Origin of the sequence: Nocardioides sp. NPDC058538 (genome assembly GCF_042719275.1) — a bacterium.
In the GTDB taxonomy this organism is placed as follows: Bacteria; Actinomycetota; Actinomycetes; order Propionibacteriales; family Nocardioidaceae; genus Nocardioides.
Genome location: NZ_JBHXNY010000017.1, coordinates 19,223 through 35,836, shown reverse-complemented (window position 1 = coordinate 35,836; position 16,614 = coordinate 19,223). Strand labels below are relative to the sequence as shown.

14 protein-coding genes are annotated in these 16,614 nt (G+C 70.1%); 5 read left to right on the top strand and 9 right to left on the bottom strand.

Annotated elements, in window-relative coordinates:
- Positions 1 to 61: 61 nt before the first annotated feature.
- The 8 genes from ACFWQC_RS16330 to ACFWQC_RS16295 all read right to left on the bottom strand — a co-directional run bounded on the left by ACFWQC_RS16330 (position 62) and on the right by ACFWQC_RS16295 (position 10,178).
- On the bottom strand, positions 62 to 436 hold the full coding sequence (locus ACFWQC_RS16330; RefSeq protein ID WP_141795436.1) for an FKBP-type peptidyl-prolyl cis-trans isomerase: 375 nt from the start codon (positions 434 to 436) through the stop codon (positions 62 to 64).
- Positions 437 to 440: 4 nt separating this feature from the next.
- Entirely contained in the window at positions 441 to 3,059 is a 2,619-nt protein-coding gene (locus ACFWQC_RS16325; RefSeq protein WP_378679854.1) for a DUF4153 domain-containing protein, read from the bottom strand.
- The gene (locus ACFWQC_RS16320; protein ID WP_378679851.1) at positions 3,056 to 3,757 is read right to left on the bottom strand and encodes a response regulator; all 702 of its coding nucleotides are present in this window, start codon (positions 3,755 to 3,757) and stop codon (positions 3,056 to 3,058) included. Before ACFWQC_RS16320 ends, ACFWQC_RS16325 begins: the two co-directional genes overlap by 4 nt.
- 81 nt (positions 3,758 to 3,838) lie before the next feature.
- Positions 3,839 to 4,273, bottom strand: a complete 435-nt coding sequence (locus ACFWQC_RS16315; RefSeq protein ID WP_378679848.1) for a CBS domain-containing protein — start codon at positions 4,271 to 4,273, stop codon at positions 3,839 to 3,841.
- Between the two features lie 56 nt (positions 4,274 to 4,329).
- Positions 4,330 to 5,202 carry an inositol monophosphatase family protein gene (locus ACFWQC_RS16310; RefSeq protein WP_355019191.1) on the bottom strand — a complete coding sequence of 291 codons (873 nt, stop codon included), beginning with the start codon at positions 5,200 to 5,202 and terminating at the stop codon, positions 4,330 to 4,332.
- 97 nt (positions 5,203 to 5,299) lie between these two features.
- Positions 5,300 to 6,322, bottom strand: coding sequence for a ribosome small subunit-dependent GTPase A (gene rsgA, locus ACFWQC_RS16305; RefSeq protein ID WP_378679844.1), 1,023 nt, complete (start codon positions 6,320 to 6,322; stop codon positions 5,300 to 5,302).
- A gap of 7 nt (positions 6,323 to 6,329) precedes the next feature.
- Positions 6,330 to 7,625, bottom strand: coding sequence for a 3-phosphoshikimate 1-carboxyvinyltransferase (aroA, locus tag ACFWQC_RS16300; protein ID WP_378679841.1), 1,296 nt, complete (start codon positions 7,623 to 7,625; stop codon positions 6,330 to 6,332).
- Between the two features lie 57 nt (positions 7,626 to 7,682).
- Positions 7,683 to 10,178, bottom strand: a complete 2,496-nt coding sequence (locus ACFWQC_RS16295) for a sigma-70 family RNA polymerase sigma factor (RefSeq protein WP_378679838.1) — start codon at positions 10,176 to 10,178, stop codon at positions 7,683 to 7,685.
- A gap of 292 nt (positions 10,179 to 10,470) precedes the next feature.
- Between ACFWQC_RS16295 and ACFWQC_RS16290 the strand changes: the two genes are divergently transcribed.
- The 5 genes from ACFWQC_RS16290 to ACFWQC_RS16270 all read left to right on the top strand — a co-directional run bounded on the left by ACFWQC_RS16290 (position 10,471) and on the right by ACFWQC_RS16270 (position 15,397).
- Positions 10,471 to 11,193, top strand: coding sequence for a hypothetical protein (locus ACFWQC_RS16290; RefSeq protein ID WP_378679835.1), 723 nt, complete (start codon positions 10,471 to 10,473; stop codon positions 11,191 to 11,193).
- A gap of 44 nt (positions 11,194 to 11,237) precedes the next feature.
- The gene (locus ACFWQC_RS16285; protein WP_378679832.1) at positions 11,238 to 11,999 is read left to right on the top strand and encodes an SOS response-associated peptidase; all 762 of its coding nucleotides are present in this window, start codon (positions 11,238 to 11,240) and stop codon (positions 11,997 to 11,999) included.
- Between the two features lies 1 nt (position 12,000).
- Positions 12,001 to 12,639: an alpha/beta family hydrolase gene (locus tag ACFWQC_RS16280; RefSeq protein WP_378679829.1), complete on the top strand. Its 639-nt coding sequence runs from the start codon at positions 12,001 to 12,003 to the stop codon at positions 12,637 to 12,639.
- Positions 12,640 to 12,735: 96 nt separating this feature from the next.
- A complete protein-coding gene (locus tag ACFWQC_RS16275; RefSeq protein ID WP_378679826.1) occupies positions 12,736 to 14,517 on the top strand; it encodes an IlvD/Edd family dehydratase in 1,782 nt (593 codons plus the stop codon).
- Between the two features lie 10 nt (positions 14,518 to 14,527).
- Complete coding sequence (locus ACFWQC_RS16270) at positions 14,528 to 15,397, top strand: fumarylacetoacetate hydrolase family protein (protein WP_378679823.1); 870 nt, start codon at positions 14,528 to 14,530, stop codon at positions 15,395 to 15,397.
- Here ACFWQC_RS16270 and ACFWQC_RS16265 read toward each other — a convergent pair.
- Positions 15,387 to 16,475: a LacI family DNA-binding transcriptional regulator gene (locus ACFWQC_RS16265; RefSeq protein WP_378679820.1), complete on the bottom strand. Its 1,089-nt coding sequence runs from the start codon at positions 16,473 to 16,475 to the stop codon at positions 15,387 to 15,389. The genes ACFWQC_RS16270 and ACFWQC_RS16265 overlap by 11 nt on opposite strands.
- Positions 16,476 to 16,614 lie beyond the last annotated feature (139 nt).

The following is a 16,614-nucleotide window of genomic DNA, read 5'->3' as shown; positions in this document are numbered from 1 at the left end:
GGCCGAACAAGGAGCGAGGCGGTGACCCCGAAGGATCACCGCCTCGCTGCGTCCGAGCTGCTTACTTCTCGACCTTGACCAGGTCGCAGACGAAGATCAGGGTCTCGCCGGGCTTGATCGCGCCGCCGGCGCCGCGGTCGCCGTAGCCCAGGTGGGGCGGGATGACGAGCTGGCGGCGGCCGCCGACCTTCATGCCGAGGATGCCCTGGTCCCAGCCTTGGATGACCTGGCCGATGCCGACGCGGAAGTCGAGCGGCTCGCCTCGGTTGTAGGACGCGTCGAACTCCTCACCGGTGGACAGCGCAACACCGACGTAGTGGACCGATACGCGGTCGCGCTCAGTGGCCTCCTCGCCGTCACCGATGGTGATGTCCTTGATGACGAGGTCGGTCGGAGGGGTGGGGTCGACGAAGTCGATCTCAGGCTTCTGGCTCATGAATTCAGTCTACGTATCGAGACTCGCTGGGGCACACCACCGTCGTATCGGCCGTCCCGGGGTAGATCGTGGTCAGTCCGTCGGCCCGCTCCCGGCCGAGGTTCCACTCCAGCCAGTCGTCTTCGCGATCGCTGGGCCCGAGCACACAGCTGCGCAGGTCGTCGGGGAGCTTCTTCAGCGCCGGCACCGCGTCGTCGCTGAGCTCGGCGAGGAAGTCGGTGTCGATCTTGCCGGTCTCCTCATAGCGCGAGACGTTGTGCTCGGCGATCCACGCGTCCGGGTTGATAGCGGCGATCCCGAGCAGCGCGACAGCGCCGCTGACCAGCGCGAACCGGCCGAGCCAGAGCCCGCCGGCGATCGCCGTGCCGGTCACCGCGGCGACCAGCCCGGCGATGACCAGCAGGCCCAGCCAGGCCTCGAAGACATCTACGAGCAGACGGAGCTGGGTGAAGCCGTACGCCTCCTGGTAGAGGTGCATCCGGTACAGCGCCGACCCGACGACGACCAGAGCCTCCGCGGCGAGCAGCCCGAGCGCGATCCGCAGCCACAGCCGGTCGGCGACGGTCTCCACCGGCGCCTTGCGCGCCGCCGCCCAGATCACCAGCAGGGTCAGTGCGGTCGCGACGGTGAGCTGGCCGAACCCCTGGTGGACGTATTCGGCGTACGTCAGCCCCGTCGTCTCGCGCAGGTAGTCCTCGCCGCCGAAGACCGCGGTCGCCTGCGCGATCAGGAACGCGGCGAAGACGGCGACCACGACACCGACCGGAGCCAGCCACTCATAGCGGTTGGCGACGGGCTGGGAGGTGCGCTCGTTGCGGTCGATCCGGGGCGGATTCACAGCCAGGTACGCAGCGCCCATCACGACCCCGAAGACGAAGACGGTCATGAAGATCCGAGCCGCGAAGGTGTCAGGCCGTACGTCCGGGACGAACTGGTCGACCCAGCTGCCCAGCACCGCGTCGGCGGTGGTGAACAGGAGCCCGAAGATCACCAGCCCGAGCAGGGAGAGCACGGTGGTGCGGGCGACGGCGGCGCCGTGGCCGCGACCGGAGACGCTGGTCAGGGTCCGCCCCAACCATGGGATCCCACGCAGCCCCGCCAGCGGCCAGGAGATCCCGGTCAGCACGATCCCGAGCAGGGTCTTCGCCTGGGTGGAGGCACACAGGATCACCGCGATCGCCGTGAGCAGACACAGCACGACGAGCCACTCGGCGTCGCGGAACACCGCGACCGAGGAGAGCAGTGCGAACAGGACGTAGCAGACGATCGGGAACAGGCTGCGACGTTTCTCGCTCGCCAGCATCACGACCCCGCCGGCGGCCAGCAGCACGATGACCGTGCCGAGCCCGGCGTTGCGATCGGGGATCAGCAGGCCGCCGAGCAGGCCGGCGACCACGGCACCGATGAAGAGCCCGAACCTGCCCGCGACACCTGAATCGGGCCAGTACGTGCCGAAGATGTCGTCGAGGACCGACGGGGTGGCATACGCGGCCTTGGGATCGGCGCTGGGGGCGTCGACCGGCTGAGCTGGTTCGGCGGGCTCGGCCGCCGGGGGAGTGGTGGGCATCTGGCTCTCCTCGTGGGTGGGGGTGAGATGACTGGGACTGAGCTGATCAGGGACGGTGCGCGCGGGTGGCCGCACCGGAAGGTCGACGCGCACCCGGGCGCCGGCGGCGCCGGGGAGCGGGTCGAGGAAGGCGATGGAGCCGCCGTGCAGGTCGGTGACCCACCGGGCGATCGCGAGCCCGAGCCCGGTCCCGCCACCCTCGCCGGAGGATCTGAGCGTGCCGAACGGCTCGAAGACGCGCCCGCGGTCGGCGACGGGGATGCCGGGCCCGGAGTCGAGGACCTCGAGGTGGTAGCGCTCGCCGTCGATTCCGGCGCGCACGGTGACCACGCCGCCGCGAGGACTGTGCCGGGAGGCGTTGTCGAGCAGGTTGACGACAAGCTGGCTGAGGCGATCGGGGTCTGCGTCGACGACCAGGTCGGCCGGCGCGTCGATCTCGTAGCTGACCGGCCGCCCGTTGGCCAACGTCTCCGCGACACAGGCCTCCAGCAGCGGGCCGAGCTCGACCGAGACGGTGCTCAGCGGTGCCTTGCCGGCGTCGACCCGCGCCAGGTCGAGGAGGTCCTCGACCAGCCGGCTCAGCCGCTCGGCCTGGCCGAGCGCGGTCTGCAGCGCGGTCGGGTCGGATCCGACGCCGTCCACGAGGTTCTCGAGCACGACGGTGAGAGCCGCCAGCGGCGTACGCAGCTCGTGGGAGACGTTGGCGACCAGGTCGCGGCGCTGGCGGTCGACGGCGCCGAGGTCGCTGGCCATCGTGTTGAACGCCCGGCCCAGCTGACCGACCTCGTCGGCGCCGACGGCAGGCACCGAGACCGAGTAGTCGCCCCGTGCCATCCGCCGGGCCGCGACGGTCATCTGCCGCAGCGGCGAGGTCATCCCGGCCGCCAGCAGCTGGGTGACCGCGAGCGCGATCCCGATCGTGACCGGGATGGAGATCCACGGGGAGACCCCGGTGATCCGCCCGACGGAGGCGACGACCGCCGCCACCAGCGCGCTCGCGGCGACCAGGAGCCCGAGCTTGACCTTGATCGAGGAGACCCGTTCCAGCGGAGTCATTCGCCGGCCTCGAGCGCATAGCCGACGCCGTGCGCGGTGCGCACCCGCTCGGACCCGATCTTGGCGCGCAGCCCCTTCACGTGGCTGTCAACGGTGCGGGTGCCGGAGGCGTCGTTCCAGCCCCAGACCTCGGCGAGCAGCCGCTCGCGGGTGACCACGGCGCCGGGGTCGGCCGCCAGGCAGACCAGCAGGTCGAACTCGGTCGGCGTCAGCCGGACCTCGGACCCGTCGACCCACACCCGCCGGGCCGCCGAATCCATCCGGAGCCCCCCGATCTCAGCCGTACGCCGCGGCGACCCGGCCAGCTCGGCGGCCCGCTCCACCCGCCGTAGGAGCGCGTTGACCCGGGCCACCAGCTCGCGGGCCCGGAACGGCTTGGTCAGGTAGTCGTCGGCCCCGACGCCGAGCCCGACCAGCACGTCGGCCTCGTCGACACGCGCGGTGAGCATGAGCACCGGCACGGGGCGTACGGCCTGGATCCGGCGGCACACCTCCAGGCCGTCGTAGCCGGGCAGCATCACGTCGAGGACGACCAGGTCGGGCGAGGTCTCCTCGAAGCAGGAGACCGCCCCGGGGCCGTCCCACGCCCGGACGACGTCGTACCCCTCCGCCTCGAGCCGGTCCGAGACGGCCTGGTTGATGACCGGCTCGTCCTCGACGACGAGGACCCGGCGGGTGAGGGTCAGATGTTCTGGCACATGCTCAGGCTAGAAGCCCGAGCCGCCGGAAAGGCTGCAGAAGTTGTGCAGGTCCTGTGAAGGTCGGATCCGGAGAGGATCTCAGGTCTGGTGGACGTACGCCTCGAGCTGGTCGCGCTCGAAGGCGAGCTGGTCGATGCGGTGCTTGACCAGGTCGCCGATGCTGACGATGCCGACCAGAGCGCCGTCGGGGGAGACGACCGGCATGTGCCGGATCCGGCGGGTGGTCATGATGCCCAGGATCTCGTCGATGGTGGCCTCGGGAGCACAGGTCTCGACCTCGGCGGTCATGATCGAGGAGACCTCGGCGGCGAGCAGCGCGTCGTTCTCGTGGAGGCGCCGGACCACGTCGCGCTCGGAGACGATCCCGGCGACGGCGGTGCTGTCGCTGCTGACGACACAGGCCCCGATGCGGTGCTCGGCGAGCACGCCGAGCAGGTCACGCACGGTGGCGGTTGATGCGATCGTGACGACTTCTGCGATCGCCTTGCGAGTGAGTACGTCCGCGATCTTCATGCACCAACGGTAGCGGCCGTGACGTGCGTCACGCCAGGGTCTGTTCCGGAACGCGGCTACTCGGTGCCCGGCCGGCGGAACGCGGTGACCGATCCCGGCTGCGCGGCCGGCCAGTCGGCGTCGTTGTTGCCGTCGGGCAGCCCGCCGAGGAAGGAGAGCACGGCGTCGTGCAGGTGACCGTTGGTGGCCAGCGCGTTGCCGCCCCACGGCCCCGGGTCGCCGGCAAGTGAGGTGAACTGGCCGCCGGCCTCACGCACGATGATGTCCAGCGCGGCCATGTCGTAGAGCTCGAGCTCCGGCTCGACCGCGATGTCGACCGCGCCCTCGGCGACGAGCATGTAGGACCAGAAGTCGGAGTAGGCACGGGTGCGCCAGCAGCTGCGCATCAGCGCCAGGAAGTCCTCCAGCCGATCGCGCTCCTCCCAGCCGTGCAGCGAGGAGTAGGACATCGAGGCGTCCTCCAGGCGGCGTACGTCCGAGACCTGGCAGCGGGTCGACTTCATCAGCGACTTGCCGGTGTGGGCGCCCTGGCCCTTCGCCGCCCACCAGCGCCGCCCGAGCTGGGGCGCGGAGACGACCGACATCACGACCTCGTTGTCGACCGCGAGCGCGATCAGTGTCGCCCAGACCGGCACACCGCGCACGAAGTTCTTCGTTCCGTCGATCGGGTCGACGATCCAGCGTCGGCTGGACGATCCGGAGGATCCCGACTCCTCGCCGGTGATCGCGTCCCGCGTACGCGCGCGGGAGAGCGTACGCCGGATCGACTCCTCCACGGCCTTGTCCGCGTCCGAGACGGGGGTCAGGTCGGGCTTGGTCATGACATGCAGGTCGAGCGCCTTGAACCGCGACGTCGACAGCGAGTCGGCGTCATCGGCCAGCAGGTGCGCCAGCCGCAGGTCGTCGTTGTAGTCAGGAGTGCTCGCCACGAGGATCCACTCTAGTGGCTCCGCTCGCCGTGCGAACCCTCCCCTGGTAACCGGTTCCCCACGAAAACACCGGCCGGGGCATCGAGGGCTCGGCCCCTCAGAGGGCGTACGTCGGCACCGACCGCGCCTCGAGCAGGCGACGGAACGAGGCGACCCGTTCCGGATCGAGCCTGCCGTCCTCGATCGCGGTGTCCAACCCGCACTCCGGCGCATCGGCGGCGTGCGAGCAGCCGCGCGGGCACTCGGCCGTCGCCTCCTGCAGATCGGGGAAGGAGACGATGAGCCGTTCCGGCTCGACGTGAGCCAGCCCGAACGTACGGATCCCCGGGGTGTCGATGATCCAGCCCCCGCTGTCGGCAGAGCCCGGGAGCCGCAGCATCAACGCCGACGTGGAGGTGTGCCGCCCCCGGCCGGTGACCGCGTTGACGTGCCCGACCTCGCGGCCGGCGTCAGGAACGATCGCGTTGACCAGCGTCGACTTGCCCACCCCGCTGTGGCCGAGGAGGACCGACGTACGTCCGTCGAGCCTCTCCTGCAGCGCGCTCATGTCGCCGCCGCGCTGGGTCACCACCCACGGCACCCCCAGCGACCGGTAGATCGAGACCAGCGACTCCGGGTCGGCGAGGTCGGCCTTGGTGATGCACAGCAGCGGGTCGATGCCGGCCTCCAGGGCAGCCACCAGCGCGCGGTCGATGAACCCGGTGCGTGGCTCGGGGTCGGCGATCGCGGTGACGATCACCAGCTGGTCGGCGTTGGCGACCACGACCCGCTCGACGGGGTCGTCGTCATCGGCCGTACGCCGCAGCACCGTCTCCCGGGGCTCGAGCTCGACGATCCGCGCCAGCGCCCCCTCTGCGCCCGAGGTGTCGCCGACGACCTTCACCCGGTCGCCCACGACGACACCCTTGCGGCCCAGCGGGCGGGCCTTGACCGCCCACACCTCGACCTCGGGCGCCTCGTCCATGACCAGCGTGAACCGGCCGCGGTCGACCGTGATCACCCGGCCGAGGTCGGCCTCGTCATAGCTGGGCCGGTCCTTCGTACGCGGCCGGGTGCGGCGCCGGGGACGGTCGTAGTGCTCGACGTCCTCGGTCCCGTAGCGCCGCTGTGCCTTCGCCATCAGGTGCTCAGAACAGCCGAGCCCAGAAGGGCGCGAAGTCGGTGAAGGTCTTGCTGGTGGTGGTGATGTTCTCGACCAGGACGTCCTCGACGGCAGCCCCGATGATCACGCCGGCGTGGGCCATCCGGTGGTCGGCGTAGGTGTGGAAGACCCCACCGTGCAGCTGTGCAGGGCGGATGGTCAGCCCGTCGGGATGCTCGGTGACGTCGGCGCCGAGCGCACCCAGCTCGCGCGCGAGCGCGGCGAGGCGGTCGGTCTCGTGGCCGCGGATGTGGCCGATGCCGGTCAGGTGCGAGGGCGTCGAGGCGAGCGCGCACAGCGCGGCGACAGCCGGGGTGAGCTCGCCGATGTCGTGCATGTCCAGGTCGATCCCGATGAGCTGCTCCGGTCCAGTCACGGTCAGTCCGTCGTCGGTGATCCGCACCTCGCAGCCCATCAGCGAGAGCACCTCGCGCAGCTGGTCGCCCGGCTGGTCGGTGGCCTGCGGCCAGTCGCGCACGGTGACGGTCCCACCCGAGATCGCGGCCAGCGCCAGGAACGGCGCCGCGTTGGACAGGTCCGGCTCGATGGTGCGGTCCAGCGCCTTGATCGGTCCTGGTGCGACCGTCCACCGGTTGGCGTCAGAGTCGTCGACCGCTACGCCGTGCTCGCGCAGCATCGCGACCGTCATGTCGATGTGGGGGAGCGACGGTACGGGCTTGCCGTCGTGGCGTACGTCCACTCCCTGCTCGTAGCGCGCGCCCGCGAGCAGCAGCGCGCTGATGAACTGGCTCGAGGCGGAGGCGTCGACCACCACGGTCCCGCCGGGCACGACGCCCTGCCCCTGGATCGTGAACGGCAGCCCGTCACCCTCGATGTCCACGCCGAGATCACGGAGCGCACGCAGCACCTCGCCGACCGGCCGCTTGCGCATGTGCGGGTCGCCGTCGAAGGCGACCGTGCCGGTGGAGAGCGCCGCCACCGGAGGTACGAACCGCATCACCGTCCCCGCCAGCCCGCAGTCGACCTCGGCATCGGCGCCGAATGTGTCGGGCGTCACGACCCAGTCGTCGCCCGAAGTGTCCACCTGCGACCCCAACGACGTCAGCGCTGCCGCCATCAGCAGCGTGTCGCGGGACCGAAGCGCACGACGTACGACGCTGGGCCCGTCCGCGATCGAGGCGAGAACCAGCGCCCGGTTGGTGAGCGACTTGCTTCCGGGCAGCGACACGGTCGCCGTCACCGGACCGTGCGCACGGGGCGCCGGCCAAGGGTCGGCCGGCCCGTTGGCAGGGTCAGCGGCACGGTCGGTCGTGGTAGTCACAGGTCCAACTTTAGAGGTTCCGCCAGCAGAGGCGGCCGTCGGTCACCGGGGATGAAATCACTCGATCCCGAGCGCCTTCAGGAAACCCTTCCAGGTCAGACCGCCCGTTGCGGCGCCGCGCTCGACCTCGGGCGTCGCGCTCGGGCTGGCGCTGGGCACTTCAGGATCCTCGGGCAGCGAGGGGCTGCCGCTGGGACTGCCCGGGACGCTGGGAAGGTCCGAGGACGGCGTCGGCACCTGCGGAACATCAGGAGTCGTGGGCGGCGTGGGCACCTGCGGAACATCAGGGGTGGTGGGCGGCGTGGGCACCTGCGGTACGTCCGGCGTCGGGGTAGGCGACGGCTCAGGGGATCCGGTGCCCGCGGCGCTGACGCCGTCGTTCCCGGGCTCGGGGTCGGTGTAGCCCACAGCGGTGAGGCTCGCCTCGAACGTCCACTCACCGTCGGCAATGAAGTCGAAATGGAGTACGTCCTGGCCGTTGTTCGTGCTGGACAGGGTGCACTCGCCCTCGACGACGCCGCCTTGCGGCACAGGCGGAACGGCAAGCTGCGAGCATGCCCACATCGATTGTGGGTTCGAGGACTCCGGATACGGCTGCGCGACGCCGGTCGCCTTGTATCTGAATGTCGCGGTGTAGTCCCCTTCGGGGATGCCTTCCGCCGTGACCTCGATGTGCTCGTACCCGTCGTAGGGCAGGTGATCCAGGGCGATTTCGGCGTCGTGCACCGGCGGAGCCTCCTCGAAGGTCACCTCCACCGTGCCGACGTCCGTGCCGCCGTGGCCATCCGAGATCTGATAGCTGAAGGTGTCGCTGGTCCCGGTGTAGTCGGGCGCCATCGTGTAGACGACCTTGTCGTCCTCGATGACGGCTTCGCCGTGAGTGGGCTTCTCGGTGATCGTGACGAGCCGGAGCACGTCGTCGTCGTTGTCGTCGGTGTCGTTGGCGAGCACGTCGATGGTGGTCTTGGCCGAACGCTCCTCACCGCCGTTGCCCACGCCGTTGTTGCCGTCGTCAACGGTGACTGTCGCCGTGGCGGCGTCGTCGGCGGCCTTCGGGTCGGCGTTGGGCGTGGTCACGTCGACGGTGCCGGCGACCTCGCCGCCGTTGCCGTCGGTGAGGACGTACTCGATGGTGTCGGTTCCCCGCCAGCCGAGGTCGGCCTGGTAGGTGACCGTGGTGACGGGCTCGCCGGCCATCCGCAGACCGCCGAAGATCGCGCCACTGACGCTGCCGCCCTTACCGCCGGAGGTCGACGCGCCGCCGATGGAGACGGTGCCGTGGGCGGGGGAGGCGACGGTGGCCTCCTTGACCGAGAGCGGATCGCCGTTGGCGTCGGTCGCTCCCTGGGTCAGGTCGATGACGGTCTTGCCGCCGGGCTGCCCACTCACCGGGGAGAGTGGCGTGGTGATGACCGGCGCCCGCTGCGTCTGGGCGGGAGCCGTGTCAGCGGGCGGGTCGGCCGGCTGGTCGGCGGGAGGCGGTGCCGCTGCGGGCGGTGCCGCAGGGTTGTCGGCCGGAGGTGCGACCGGATCGGCCGGAGCCGGAGCAGGGTCGGCCGGTGCCTCGGCGGCAGGCTCGTCGGCGGCCGGGACCTCCGGAGCCGGGTCACCGCCGGTGAGTACGAGCCCGGCGGCCACGGCCGCAGCGGCCGCGACACCGGCACCCGCACCGACCGTACGTCCCACGGGATCGCCAAGGACCCAGTCCCTGACTCGCCCGAAGAAGAGCACCACGCCACCCTTGGCGGCGACGCCACTTCCGACGGCGAGGTAGCCCGCGCCCGCGGCGCCGAGCAGGGCCGGAGCGAGCCAAGCGCCCATCCCGGAGTTGACCTCGGTGAGCTCGAGGTAGATCGCGGTGCACGGACGGCAGTCCTGCAGGTGGTCGTCGACCTTCGTCGAGTCACGCTTGGACAAGCCATTGCGGATGTAGGCACCCAGGTTGGCGCGCGTGGTGGCGCAGGCCTCCTCGCCGGCGTCCTGCGCGTGCATCGAGATGAACGCCTGCTTGAGGCCCTCGCGAGCCCGGTAGGCGAGCGCGGAGACCGAGTTGGCAGACATGCCGAGCATCGGCGCGATCTCGGCCGGCTTCTGGCCCTCGACCTCGGTGTGCCACAGCACCTGCTGCCAGCGCTCCGGAAGCTGCTGGAACGCCTTCGCCGCGGCCTGGTTGTCGAAGCCCGACACCGCGGTGTCCTCGAACGGCACGCCCGGGTCGAACGGGGTCAGGTCGTCGGTCGTGGTCAGCTTCGAGGCGGCACGGATCTTGTCCACGTGGAGCCGGCGCAGCGACGTCAGCAGGTAGGCGCGGAACGCCAGGTCCGGGCCGCCGCCCCGCTGCAGCACGTTGAGCACCTTGGCGAACGCCTCGGAGACGAGGTCGTCGGCGTCGCCGGGCGACACCAGTTGGCGGGCGAGGCGGCGGGCGGCCTCGACATGGCGCTCGAACAGAGTCCCGTACGCATCCAGGTCCCCGCCGCGGACAGCGGTGATCAGCTCGGCGTCGCCAGGGGCGTCGAGGGTGGGTAGAGAGGTGGGGGTCGATTCGCTCACAGCACCAGAGACGTTAGAAGGACGGAGGTATGACGCGGGTTGCGCCGACGGGAGACATGCGTTGTGCTAACGACTACGGAAGCCCGCACGTCACGCCCCCTCCCCGGATCTGACAACAACTTTCGCGAAAACCCAGAAAATGTGGGTCGCCACCGCGTCATGGTTGCCGATTTAGTACGTCAAGTCCATGTGCAGCGCGATCGGTTTACGCGCGCACCACTGTATCCGTGACCCAGCAGCTTCGGACAAGGAACGACACCAACGCCAGGAAACACGAGGAAAGAGGTGAGTTGTGCGGCTGTTCTCCCGAGGTCGGCGTGCGCCTGCATCCACCTCGCCTGAACTCATAGAGCTCTCCGACGAGCAGCGCGCGGCGCTCCCGCCGCGGTTCGAGGCTGTCGCGGAGGCGCTCGTCGAGCGCAGCAGCTACGTCGCCGAGGCCTGTTGGGTCGCCGGCCATGACCTCGCCGAGTCAGGCGTGTCCCTCGGGGAGAGCCTCGAGGACCTTCGGATGACGACTCAGGCCTTGGAGGACCGCGACCCGGCGTTCACCGAGATGCACGCGCTGTCCGTCGCCTGGAGCGAGGCGACGCTGGGCTACCTGCACACCATCTCCTGCGCCGACCCGCTCACCGGTCTCGCCACCCTCGCGCACCTGCGCGAACGCATCTCGGACCTCTACCGTGAGGCCACGGCGCGCAGCCACGCGCTGGTCGTCACCGACGCCCACCTCCCGGGCGCCCCCGGTGGGAGGACCGACAGCATCGCCACCGCCCGCCGGATGTCGCTGCTGGGCCAGACCGCTCGCACCGTCTTCGCGACCGCGGCCGCCGTCGGACAGGTCGGCCACAGTCGGATGGTCGTGGTCGCCCCGCGTGACGAGACGCTGGTCAAACGGCTCGGGCTCCTCAAGCGGATGGTCGAGCACAGCGCCGACCGGATCTGGATCGAGGGACTCCCTGAGAACGACCGGTCTGCGGGCATCCTGCTCGACGAGCTCGCCCGCGGAGCCTAGGAATACCTCCGAACACCACTGCCGCGCGGCGCTATGGTGAACGTATGTGCGGTCGTTACGCATCCAGCCGCCAACCCGACGAGCTGGCCGAGGAGTTCGAGATCGATGAGCTGCGCCTGCAGGAGCCGCTCACCGAGAGCTACAACGTAGCCCCGACCGACGATGTCTATGCCGTCCTCGAGCGTCCGCCGCGCGAGGACGGTGATGTGTCCAGCGAGCGCCAGCTCCGTTCCGTACGTTGGGGCCTGGTCCCGTCGTGGGCCAAGGACGTCAAGATCGGCAACCGGATGATCAACGCCCGGATGGAGACCGTGGGCGAGAAGCCCGCCTACCGCCGGGCCTTCGCCAAGCGCCGCTGTCTGCTGCCGGCCGACGGCTACTTCGAGTGGTACGCCACCGAGGCCAAGGACGCGAAGGTGCTGAGTGGAAAGGGACGGGCCCGCAAGCAGCCGTACTTCATCACTCCGAAGGACGGGGGAGTGCTGGCGATGGCCGGGCTCTACGAGCTGTGGCCCGACCCTGCCAAGGCCGAGGACGACCCCGGCCGGTGGCTGTGGAGCTGCACGGTGATCACCACCGAGGCGGAGGACTCCCTCGGGCGGATCCACGACCGGATGCCGCTCATGGTGGAACGTGAGCGTTGGGACCAGTGGCTCGACCCGACCCGTCCGGGCGACCTGGATCTGCTGACCCCGGCGGCGCCCGGCCGGCTGGAGGCCTACCCGGTCTCGACGCTGGTGAGCAACGTACGCAACAACGGCCGCGAGCTCGTCGAGCCGCTGCCGATCGAGGAAGCCTGGGGATGACATGGGTGGAACCACGACGCAGATGATCGACACGCCCTACGGACAGGGGCGGCTCTACACCCGCCGGGCGCGGCGACCACAGGCGACCCTGCTGCTCTCCCACGGTGCCGGCAACGGCATCGACACCCACGACCTGATGGCGCTCAACGACGCGCTGCCGGCCCAGGGCATCACCGTGGTCCGCTTCGAGCAGCCCTGGCGGGTCAAGGGGAAGCCGGTGGCCACGCCGCCCAAGTCCCTCGACACGGCGCTGACCCTGGCCGCCAACTGGATGCGGGTGCGCACACCGCTGGTGGTCGGAGGCCGCTCCGCCGGGGCCCGCTCGGCGGTCCGTACGGCGCGGGGGTTCGGCGCCGCCGGGGCGCTCTGCCTGGCCTTCCCGCTGCATCCGATCGCCAAACCGGGCATCTCGCGCGCCTACGAGCTCTTGGAGTCCAGGGTGCCGACGCTGGTGCTGCAGGGCACCCGGGACAGGTTCGGCAAGCCCGAGGAGTTCCCGGAGGGGATCGAGGTCACCCCGATCCCGGGGGCGGACCATTCTCTCGTCGTCGGCAAACGTGGCCCGATCACCCAGGCCGACGCCGACGCGATCCTGATCGAGTCCACCTTGGAGTGGCTGGTCCGCGAGGTCATCGTCTAGCCGGATCGACGTCGTACCGGCGGGTCGCTGGCCCGCCGAGTCGGGACATGGGCGATTTCGGGGCGAGCCGTGAGTGTCGGCGCTAGGGTTTACAACGTGGTAAACGCCCCTCGCCTGCGCAGCCGGGACTGGTTCGACAACCCGGCCAATCCCCCGATGACGGCGCTCTACATCGAGCGCTACATGAACTGGGGAGTGACGCGCGAGGAGCTCCAGTCGGGCAAGCCGGTGATCGGCATCGCGCAGACCGGCTCGGACCTGTCGCCCTGCAACCGGCACCACCTCGGGCTGGCGCAGCGCGTACGCGACGGGATCCGGGAGATGGGCGGGATCGCGTTCGAGTTCCCGGTGCACCCGATCCATGAGATGGGGAAGCGGCCGACGGCGGCGCTGGACCGCAACCTCGCCTACCTCGGTCTGGTGGAGATCCTCTACGGATATCCCCTCGACGCGGTGGTGCTGACGACGGGGTGTGACAAGACCACGCCGGCGTGCGTGATGGCGGCGGCCACGGTGAACATCCCGGCGATCGTGCTCTCGGGCGGGCCGATGCTCAACGGCTGGCTCAAGGGGGAGCGCATCGGCTCGGGCACGATCATCTGGAAGGCGCGCCAGATGCTCGCGGCGGGGGAGATCGACGAGGCGGAGTTCACCGAGCTGATCGCATCCTCTGCGCCCTCGCCCGGCCACTGCAACACCATGGGTACCGCAGCGACGATGAACAGCCTCGCCGAGACCCTCGGGATGAGCCTGCCCGGCTCCGCGGCGATCCCGGCTCCGCACCGTGATCGCGGTCGGGTGGCCTACCTGACGGGCAGGCGCATCGTCGAGATGGTGCACGAGGACCTCAAACCCTCCGACGTCCTGACCAGGGACGCGTTCGAGAACGCGATCGTCGTGAACTCGGCGATCGGAGGCTCCACCAACGCTCCGGTCCACATCAACGCGATCGCCCGCCACATCGGGGTCGACCTCGGCATCGAGGAGTGGGAGAGCCTCGGGCACCGGATCCCGCTCCTGGTCGACATGCAGCCCGCCGGCAGGTTCCTCGGCGAGGAGTTCCACCGCGCGGGCGGGGTGCCTGCCGTTGTCCACGAGCTGATGGCCCACGGGCTGATCCACGAGGATGCGCTCACCGTCAACGGACGGACCATCGGCGAGAACTGCCGCGAGACGGTGAGCGAGGACGCCGAGGTGATCCGCGGCTTCGACAACCCGCTCGTGGAGCAGGCCGGCTTCATCGTGATGACGGGGAACCTGTTCGACAGCGCGATCATGAAGACCAGCGTGATCTCGGACGAGTTCCGGGAACGCTACCTCTCCGACCCCGAGCACCCGAACATGTTCGAGGGCCGCGCGATCGTGTTCGAAGGGCCCGAGGACTACCACGCCCGCATCGACGACCCCTCGCTCGAGATCGACGAGGGGTGCATCCTGTTCATCCGGGGTGTCGGCCCGATCGGCTATCCCGGCTCGGCCGAGGTCGTGAACATGCAGCCACCTGCCGCACTCATCGAGCGGGGTGTGCACTCGTTGCCGTGCATGGGCGACGGTCGCCAGTCCGGTACGTCAGGCTCGCCCTCGATCCTCAACGCCTCGCCCGAGGCCGCCGCCGGCGGAGGCCTGGCGCTGCTGCGTACGGGCGATCGTGTCCGGATCGACCTCACCGCGGGAAGGGCGGACATGCTGGTCTCGGACGAGGAGCTGGCCGAGCGGCGCGAGGCGCTCGGGGAGTTCCCGGTGCCGGAGTCGCAGACCCCGTGGCAGGAGATCCAGCGGTCCATGGTCGGCCAGCTCGCCGATGGCATGGTCCTGGAGCCTGCGGTGAAGTATCAGCGCGTGGCGCAGACCAAGGGCACCCCGCGCGACAACCATTGAGGAGCTGCCGATGCACCTTGTCCGATACGACAGCGGGAACGGCCCGCAGGTCGGCGTACTCAAGGACGACTCGATCACCCCGGTGAGCGGTGTCGATTCCATGGCGGATCTCCTCGCGATGCCGCGCGACGAGCTCCGGGCGACCGTCGAGTCCGCGTCCGCGGCACCGGTCCCGGTCTCGTCCGCACGCCTGCTCGCTCCGCTGGACGGGAGGGCCGAGCTGTGGTGTGCGGGCGTCACCTATGCCCGCTCGCGCAGCGCCCGGATGGAGGAGAGCGCCGAGCAGTCGGTCTACGACAAGGTCTACTCCGCGCAGCGGCCCGAGCTGTTCCTGAAGGCGCCGGCCTGGCGCCTGGTCACCGACGGCGAGCCGGTCGGCATCCGGGCCGACTCCGGCCACGACGTACCCGAGCCGGAGCTTGCCGTCGTGGTCAACGCCCACGGCGAGATCATCGGCTACTCGGTCTGCAACGACATGAGCTCCCGCTCGATCGAGGGCGAGAACCCGCTCTACCTGCCCCAGGCCAAGGTGTACGCCGGCGCAGCAGCGCTCGCGGCAGGCATCAGACCCGTATGGGAGGTCCCCGACGCCACCGGTCTTGCCATCACCCTGGTGGTCCGCCGGAGCGACCACGAGGTGGTCGCGGCAAAGACATCGTCCAACCAGCTCGTACGTCCGATTCAGCAGCTCGTCGACTACCTGTTCGCCGCCAACGACTTCCCTGACGGTGCGGTGCTGGCGACGGGCACCGGGATCGTCCCCGACATGGACTTCAGTCTTCAGCCCGGCGACACGGTGGAGATCGAGGTCGCTGAGGTCGGAAGGCTCATCAACCGGGTGGAGGTCGGGAAGGAGCCCTTCGGGTGGCTCAACCGCTGAGTGTCTGAGCCGTCGCGCCGGACCTCCGCGAAGAGGTCGCCGGTGTTCCGGAGGCGGTCCCGCCGGACGACTCCCGCACGATGACGTCGAAGGCAGCCTTGTGCAGCCGCGCGGGCCGCGATGAGCCTGCGCCCCACTCGATGCGTTCGACGAGCATGCCGACCGCCGTCTCGGCGATCTCCGACCGGCCGGGGTCGATGCTGGAGAGCGAGGGAATGGTCAGGTGGCTGATGGTGATGTTGTCGAAGCCGATCACGGCCACATCGTCGGGCACGACGCGCCCCGCTTCGCCGAGAGCTCGGAGCGCACCCAGCCCGAGCGAGTCGGTCAGGGTGAAGATGGCGTCGAACTCCAGCCCTGACTCGATCAGCTGCCGCGCCGCGTCGGCGCCGTCCTCCGGATGCCAGGGCGCGACGACGCGCTCGAGGCGGGGATCGTGCTCGATACCCGCGGCCGCCAGAGCTTCCCGGTAGCCCTGGATCCTCAGGTTCGAAGGCCCCATCACCCGGGTCTCGTCGTCCGGATGGGCGCCGATCACGGCGATCCGCCGTCGCCCCAGAGAGATCAGGTGCTCGACGGCTGCGCGGGCCGCACTGACGTTGTGCATCGTCACGTGGTCGGTGGGTCCGCCGAAGATCCACTCGCCCAGCATGACCAGCGGAAAATCGACGTACGCCAACAGGTCGCGGTCCTCGGTGCCGAGTCGCTCGGGGCTGAAGAGCAGGCCGTCGGTCTGGGGGAGCCCGTGGGTGAGGAGCTCGATCTCGTGCTCGCGGTCGCCTCCGAGCTGTCCGACGATGACGCTCAGTCCGCGCTTGGCCGCAGCCGCGATGACGGCATCGGCCAGCTCAGCGAAGTAGGCCTGCCTCAGCTCCGGCACCGCCAGCCCGATGACGCCGGTGCGGCCGGAGCGCAGGCCGCGTGCGGAATGGTTCGGCCGGTAGCCCAGCTCGGCGATCGCCTGCTGCACGCGGGCACGCGTGTCCGGGTGCACGTTCGGATGGTCGTTCACCACGTTGGACACGGTCTTGGGCGAGACACGGGCAACGGCCGCGACTTCGCGCATCGTCACAGCCATCGTCGCCTCGTGTTCCCTCGTGCCCCCGGTTCAGGGGCAGCCTACATCGGTATTTTGCCTCGGCCCCCGCCTGCCCTTCCGGCCACTCCGTGTGGCGAATGTCACGTTCGGGTCTTGACAGGGTCTGAGTGCAGGACAA

Coding starts and splice junctions, on each gene's coding strand:
- rsgA (WP_378679844.1), bottom strand. CDS start 6,322: ATGGCGAAGGCACAGCGGCGCTACGGGACCGAGGACGTCGAGCACTAC.
- ACFWQC_RS16330 (WP_141795436.1), bottom strand. CDS start 436: ATGAGCCAGAAGCCTGAGATCGACTTCGTCGACCCCACCCCTCCGACC.
- ACFWQC_RS16285 (WP_378679832.1), top strand. CDS start 11,238: ATGTGCGGTCGTTACGCATCCAGCCGCCAACCCGACGAGCTGGCCGAG.
- ACFWQC_RS16315 (WP_378679848.1), bottom strand. CDS start 4,273: ATGAAGATCGCGGACGTACTCACTCGCAAGGCGATCGCAGAAGTCGTC.
- ACFWQC_RS16325 (WP_378679854.1), bottom strand. CDS start 3,059: ATGACTCCGCTGGAACGGGTCTCCTCGATCAAGGTCAAGCTCGGGCTC.
- ACFWQC_RS16270 (WP_378679823.1), top strand. CDS start 14,528: ATGCACCTTGTCCGATACGACAGCGGGAACGGCCCGCAGGTCGGCGTA.
- ACFWQC_RS16280 (WP_378679829.1), top strand. CDS start 12,001: ATGGGTGGAACCACGACGCAGATGATCGACACGCCCTACGGACAGGGG.
- ACFWQC_RS16265 (WP_378679820.1), bottom strand. CDS start 16,475: ATGGCTGTGACGATGCGCGAAGTCGCGGCCGTTGCCCGTGTCTCGCCC.